The organism is Agromyces sp. P1_H4, assembly GCF_056405255.1.
In genome coordinates, this window is the sequence record NZ_JBFUCL010000212.1 from 1 (window position 1) to 6,628 (window position 6,628).

Sequence of the window (6,628 nt, forward strand, 5' to 3'; positions counted from 1 at the left end):
GCCGGTGGGTATGACGTCGCCCATCGACGAGCCGGGTCCGTACCCGGCGGGGCCGGCGTCGAACTCCCACGGGCCCTTCGCCAGCTCGGGCGCGCAGGCGGCGCCCGACGCCGCGCCGGTCGTGATGAGCCGGATGGTGCGATCGACGGATGCCGCCGCGCGCGTCGCGCCCGCGTCGCGGACGGGGGGAGGAGGTGCGATGGTCATGGGTTCGTCCTCTGCAGTGCGGGTGGTGCGGTGATGGCGGGGGCAACGGATGCCGCGGGGCCGGCGCCCGTGTCGAAGCGGTAGAGCGCGGGCGGGCGATGCGGCGTGCCCGCGAGGCGTCGGCCCGTGTCGACGAGCGTGCCGGAGGCCTCCATGGTGCGGCGGAAGTTCGCCGGGTCGAGCCGGCGGCGCAGCACCGCCTCGTGCACGCCCCGCAACTCGGCCATGGTGAAGGTGTCGCCGAGCAGCGCGTGCGCGATGCGGGAGTACTGCAGCTTGGTGCGCAGCCGCCAGAGCGCGTAGTCGATGATCTGGCGGTGGTCGAACGCGAGGTCGGGCAGCGCGTCCTCGTCGAACCACTGCACGTTCTCGTCGGAGACGGCGCGCTCGACCTCGTCGGAGTGCACCAGCGCCCAGTACACGACCGACACCACCCGCTCGTCGGGGGAGCGGTCGGGGGCGCCGAACGTGTACAGCTGCTCGAGGTAGCGCGGGGCCAGCCCGGTGGTCTCGCCGAGCGTGCGCGCGGCCGCCTCGTCGAGCGCCTCGTCGACGGGGAGCCAGCCGCCGGGGAGCGCCCACCGACCCGCGCCGGGTTCGCGGAGGCGTCGCACGAGCGGGATGCGGAGGCTCGGCGAGGCCGCGCCGGCGTCGGGGCTCAGGGCGAAGATGACCGTGGAGACGGCGAGCCGCGCCTGCGCGCCGCGATCGTGCTGCTGCGACATCCGCTGCCCCCTCTCGCTCGACCACCTTAGAGTCAGCGTGACCCGAAGTGCTGGCATCAGCTTACAGTCACGATGACACGAACGCCAATCGTGTGACGCGGCGCATCTACTGGACGCGTATGCAGGCTTTGCCCTGCCCATTCCCTGCCGTTGCGTCCAGCAGATCCTGAGTGCAACTCACCCGGGCCAGCCCCGCCGGCGCAGTCGGGTGGCGATGCGCTCGATGGTCTCCTCGGATCCCGCGAGCTCGCGATCCGGCACGTCGATCGCGCTCACTCGAATCACCACCCAGCCGACGTCCTGCAGTCGCTCGTACCGACGGATGTCGCGCCGGAACTGCAGGGGAACTCGGTGGTGATCGCCCTCGTACTCGATCGCGATGCGGTACCTGGGATAGGCGAGGTCGACCGTCGGCTCGAACCCGGCGAGGCGCGAATCGCGGACGACGAACGCCACCTCGGGTTCGGGCAGCCCCGCGCGGACGATCCGCCTCCGCAAGAGGCTCTCGCGCCGAGAGAGCGGGCCCACCCGAACGAGCGGGAGGGCCGCGCGCAGCACCGCCACGCCCGTTGATCCGCGATGCAGCTCCACGGCCCGCGCGAGGGTGTCATGGGTCGCGGCCGGCGGTGGTCCGCCCAGCTTCCGGCGACCGGTGACGAGGAAGTCGCCCACGGCGACGAGGTCGTCGACGCCGAGCATCGCGCCGAGCTGGCACCAGGTCGTCGCGGCATCCGCCATGGGCAGGCCGCCCACCATGAGCGTGCCGGTGCGCGACGGGTCGAGCAGGTGGCCGACGACTCCACGTGAACGGGGTCGCGAACCGCCGGCGAAGGCGGAGACATGCAGGCGCGGGTCTGCTTCGATCGCCGTCGGCAGCGGCACGCCGTTGAGCACCGCGGCCGTGGCATGGCTGAAGAACTGGCCTGGCGGCATCCGGGTCGCGTAGGCCATGGCGAGCTGTCGGATCCCCGGCGCGGCATCCGTGCGCATGCGCGCGCCGCGGAACGGCGTCGTGAGGTCGGATGCCTCGAGCCTGGTCTTGCTCGCGCCGAGTGCGCGGGCCTCGGCGGAGGAGAACGCCATGCGCCCGAGCAGCGGTCGGGGCAGGGGCTCGGGTCGGCGCACCGCCTCAGGATGCCGCGAGCGGGCCGCCCGCCGATCGTGCTGTCCACAGGCGGTGCCCTCGCACCGTGGAGCGCGCCATCCRCTGGGCGCGAAAGCGGGATATCCGCGCGCCATTGCCCGCCGTCGCGTCCTGCGGATCGAGTGCGCGCGGCGCGGGATCAGTGCGTGCGGCGCGAGGGCGTGGGTTAGGATCGGCGTACAACCTCACACCGGGCCATCGACGCATCGCGGGAGAGCCGGGCAGCGCCCACCAGCACTGGCCGGCACCGAAGGAGCAAGCCTCCCCGCCAATCTCTCAGGTCGCACATACCGCGATGACAAGGCCGCTCTGAAAAGTGGATGCCGCGACCGCGGCCTCCCGCCGACGGTGAAAGCCGAGCGCCCCACGGGTGCGACGCGAAGCTCTCAGGCCCATGACAGAGGGGGAGTTCTCAAGCGGCATCCGCCGACCGCCCACGCGACTCTGGAGAACTCGTGACCGACCCCGGAACGACCGACAACGGCACCACCGACACAGGCACCACCGAACGTCGGAGCCCCCTCGACGAGGTGCACCGCGCCGCGGGCGCGAGCTTCACCGACTTCGCCGGATGGCAGATGCCGGTGCGCTACTCCAGCGACCTCGCCGAGCACCACGCCGTGCGCGAGCATGCCGGCCTCTTCGACCTGTCGCACATGGGCGAGATCATCGTGGTCGGCCCCGAGGCCGCCGAGTCGCTCGACTACGCCCTCGCCGGCAAGCTCTCGGCGATCGCGCTGGGCCAGGCCAAGTACTCGCTTCTCCTCGACCGTGACGGGGGCGTCATCGACGACCTCGTCGTCTACCGCACCGGCGAGGACCGCTACATGGTGGTCGCGAACGCGTCGAACCGCGAGGTCGTCGCCGAGGAGCTGCGCGACCGCACCTCGCCGTTCGACACCGAGGTGTTCGACGAGAGCGACGACATCGCGCTCATCGCCCTCCAGGGCCCCGACGCACTCGAGGTGCTGCAGCAGACGCCGGGCTTCGGCATCCAGGGTCCGGGCAACGACGAGGACGACTTCGTCACCGCGCTCGCGAACCTCAAGTACTACCGGGCGATCGCCGCCGAGTACGAGGGCCAGCCGGTGCTCGTCGCACGCACGGGCTACACCGGCGAGGACGGCTTCGAGCTCTACGTCGCCCCCGACGTGGCGGCACGCATCTGGGACGCCCTGCGCGAGACCGGCGGCCCCCGCGTGGTCCCGTGCGGACTTGCGAGCCGCGACACGCTGCGCCTCGAGGCGGGCATGCCGCTCTACGGCCACGAGCTCGGTCGCGACGTCCTGCCGGTGCAGGCCGGCCTCGGCCGCGTGGTCGCGCTCACGAAGGAGGGCGACTTCGTCGGTCGCAACGCGATCGAGCAGGGCCCGGCGACGGATGCCCCGGTGCTGGTCGGCCTCGCCGCCGAGGGTCGTCGAGCGGCCCGCGCCGACTACGAGGTCTACGACGGTGCGGGCGAGGACGCCACGCGCGTCGGCGTCGTGACGAGCGGCGCCCTGTCGCCGACGCTCGGCCACCCCGTCGCCATGGCGTTCGTCGCGCCCGAGGCCGCCGAGCCCGGCCGCGAGCTCTTCGTCGACGTGCGCGGAACGCGGGTCGCGGCATCCGTCGTCGCCCTGCCCTTCTACAAGCGCCAGGCCTGAGCGGCCGCCCACCGACGCCGCGCGCCCCGACCACCAGCACCAGCCGCACCGCCACCGCCACCGCACCGCCACCGCGAGGAGAATCCCATGACCGACCAGACCGAACTCCAGTACACCGAAGAGCACGAGTGGGTGCTCGTCGAGGGCGACACGCTCACGATCGGCATCACCGACTACGCCGCCGAGAAGCTGGGCGACGTCGTCTACGTCGACCTGCCGGCCGCCGGCACCGCGATCACCTCGGGCAAGGTCGTCGGCGAGATCGAGTCGACGAAGTCGGTCGGCGAGCTGTTCGCTCCCGTCGACGGCGAGGTCGTCGAGGCGAACCAGGCCGTCATCGACGCGCCCGAGCTCGTGAACAGCGACCCGTTCGGCGAGGGGTGGCTCATCAAGGTCACCGCCGGCGCCCTCCCCAAGCTCCTCAGCCACGCCGAGTACCGCGCCCTCGTCGGCGAGTAAGGATCCACCCAGCGATGAACACCTCCTCCGCCTACGACGCCGACGCGTTCGGCCGCCGCCACATCGGCACGACCCCGCACGACCACGAGTGGATGCTCGCCGCCTTGGGCTACGACTCCCTCGACGCGCTCATGACGGCGGCGGTGCCCACGGCGATCCGCATGGGGGAGGTGGTCGACTCGGTGATCCCGCCGGCCGCCACCGAGCGCGAGGCGCTCGCGGAACTGGCCGCGCTGGCGGAGCAGAACGCGGTGCGCACGTCGATGATCGGCCTCGGCTACTTCGGCACGATCACCCCGTCGGTGATCCAGCGCAACGTGCTCGAGAACCCCAGCTGGTACACGGCGTACACGCCCTACCAGCCCGAGATCTCCCAGGGCCGGCTCGAGGCGCTCATCAACTTCCAGACCATGGTCTCCGACCTCACGGGCCTCGACACCGCCAACGCGTCGATGCTCGACGAGGGCACCGCGGTCGTCGAGGGCATGCTGCTCACGCGCCGGGCGTCGAAGTCGGCCTCGAACCGCTTCGTCGTCGACGCGGACGCGCTGCCGCAGACCCATGCGCTGCTCGCGTCCCGTGCCGAGGCCGTGGGCATCGAGCTCGTCGTCGCCGACCTCGACGAGGGCACGGATGTCGCCGCCCTCGGCGAGCACTTCGGGCTCTTCGTGCAGTACCCGGGCGCCTCGGGTCGCGTGTGGAACCCGGCATCCGTCATCGCCGCGTCGAAGGCGCAGGGCGCGCTCGTCGTCGCCGCGGCCGACCTGCTCGCGATGGCGCTCCTCACGAGCCCGGGCGAGCTCGGCGCCGACGTCGCGGTGGGCACGTCGCAGCGCTTCGGCGTGCCGATGGGCTTCGGCGGTCCGCACGCCGGCTACATGGCGGTGCGGAAGGGCCTCGAGCGCCAGCTCCCCGGCCGCCTCGTCGGCGTCTCCCAGGATGCCTCGGGGCACCCCGCCTACCGGCTCAGCCTCCAGGCGCGCGAGCAGCACATCCGCCGCGAGAAGGCGACCTCGAACATCTGCACCGCGCAGGTGCTGCTCGCCGTGATGGCGTCGATGTACGCGGTGTACCACGGGCCCCGCGGCATCCGGCACATCGCCCTCTCAACGGCGGCGAAGGCGAAGGCGCTCGCCGATGCGCTCACCGGCTATGGCCTCACCCTCGCGCACGACGCGTACTTCGACACCGTGCGGGTGCACGTGCCCGGCCTCGCCGCCAACGTCGTCGCCCGCGGACGCGAGCTCGGCCTCAACCTCTGGGAGGCCGACGAGGCCACCGTGCACGTCGCCGTCGACGAGACGACGACCGCCGACGAGCTCTCTCGCGTCGTCGAGGCGTTCGGCTTCGACCCGCGCATCGAGGTTCCCGTGTCGCTGCGCGAGCTCCCCGCGAGCCTGCCTGAGGCGCTGCGCCGCACGAGCTCCTACCTCGAGCATCCCGTGTTCAACACGCATCAGTCCGAGACGCAGATGATGCGCTACCTCAAGCAGCTCGCCGACCGCGACTACGCGCTCGACCGCGGCATGATCCCGCTCGGCTCGTGCACCATGAAGCTCAACGCGGCCACCGAGATGCAGTCGGTCACGTGGCCCGAGTTCGCGAACCTGCACCCCTTCGCCCCCGAGGCCGATGTCGAGGGCACGCTCTCGCTCATCGAGCAGCTCGAGAACTGGCTTGCCGAGGTCACGGGCTACGACACCGTGTCGCTGCAGCCGAACGCCGGCAGCCAGGGCGAGCTCGCGGGCCTCCTCGCGATCCGCGGCTACCACCGCGCCAACGGCGACCTGGATCGCGACCTCTGCCTCATCCCCTCCAGCGCGCACGGCACGAACGCGGCCTCCGCCGTGCTCGCCGGCATGCGCGTGGTCGTCGTGGCCTGCGACGAGCTCGGCAACGTCGACCTCGACGACCTGCGGGCGAAGATCGCCGAGCACGCCGACCGCATCGCCGCGCTCATGATCACCTACCCGTCGACGCACGGCGTCTACGAGCACGAGGTGAAGCAGATCACGCAGGCCGTGCACGACGCCGGCGGCCAGGTCTACGTCGACGGCGCCAACCTGAACGCGCTGCTCGGCTTCGCCCGGTTCGGCGACTTCGGCGGCGACGTCTCGCACCTCAACCTGCACAAGACCTTCTGCATCCCACACGGCGGCGGCGGGCCCGGCGTCGGACCGGTCGCGGCCAAGGCGCACCTCGCGCCCTACCTGCCCGGGCACCCGCTCGCGCAGCGCGCCGACCACTCGGGCGGCGTCACCCACGACGGCGGGCCGGTCTCGGCCGCGCCGTACGGCAGCCCGTCGATCCTGCCGATCTCGTGGGCGTACGTGCGCATGATGGGGTCCGAGGGCCTCAAGCAGGCCACCGCCGCGGCCGTGCTCGCGGCGAACTACGTCGCCGCGCGCCTGCGCGACCACTTCCCGGTGCTCTACACGGGCGACAAC

Annotated in this window: 5 protein-coding genes, 1 pseudogene and 2 riboswitches; of the genes and pseudogenes, 3 read left to right on the top strand and 3 right to left on the bottom strand. The window is 72.1% G+C overall.

Annotation, left to right across the window (positions count from 1 at the left end; genetic code table 11):
* The 3 genes and pseudogenes from AC1DY2_RS12940 to AC1DY2_RS12950 form a co-directional block, all read right to left on the bottom strand.
* Nucleotides 1–207: pseudogene (locus tag AC1DY2_RS12940) on the bottom strand (quinolinate synthase NadA); the annotation flags it as partial.
* A complete protein-coding gene (locus AC1DY2_RS12945) occupies nucleotides 204–932 on the bottom strand; it encodes an NUDIX hydrolase (protein ID WP_476762799.1) in 729 nt (242 codons plus the stop codon). The pseudogene AC1DY2_RS12940 and the gene AC1DY2_RS12945, both read right to left, overlap by 4 nt.
* Before the next feature lie 177 nt (nucleotides 933–1,109).
* A complete protein-coding gene (locus AC1DY2_RS12950; protein ID WP_476762800.1) occupies nucleotides 1,110–2,057 on the bottom strand; it encodes an endonuclease domain-containing protein in 948 nt (315 codons plus the stop codon).
* A gap of 218 nt (nucleotides 2,058–2,275) precedes the next feature.
* A riboswitch (glycine riboswitch) is annotated at nucleotides 2,276–2,379 on the top strand.
* Nucleotides 2,380–2,487: riboswitch (glycine riboswitch) on the top strand.
* Nucleotides 2,488–2,531: 44 nt separating this feature from the next.
* On the opposite strand from AC1DY2_RS12950, the gene gcvT reads away from it, so the two are divergent.
* From gcvT to gcvP, 3 genes are all read left to right on the top strand, one after another.
* Nucleotides 2,532–3,722 carry a glycine cleavage system aminomethyltransferase GcvT gene (gene gcvT / locus AC1DY2_RS12955; protein ID WP_476762801.1) on the top strand — a complete coding sequence of 397 codons (1,191 nt, stop codon included), beginning with the start codon at nucleotides 2,532–2,534 and terminating at the stop codon, nucleotides 3,720–3,722.
* Nucleotides 3,723–3,809: 87 nt separating this feature from the next.
* The gene (gene gcvH, locus AC1DY2_RS12960) at nucleotides 3,810–4,181 is read left to right on the top strand and encodes a glycine cleavage system protein GcvH (RefSeq protein WP_476762802.1); all 372 of its coding nucleotides are present in this window, start codon (nucleotides 3,810–3,812) and stop codon (nucleotides 4,179–4,181) included.
* Nucleotides 4,182–4,195: 14 nt separating this feature from the next.
* Nucleotides 4,196–6,628 (top strand): aminomethyl-transferring glycine dehydrogenase (gene gcvP, locus AC1DY2_RS12965; RefSeq protein ID WP_476762803.1); only part of this gene is annotated, 2,433 nt, incomplete at its 3' end.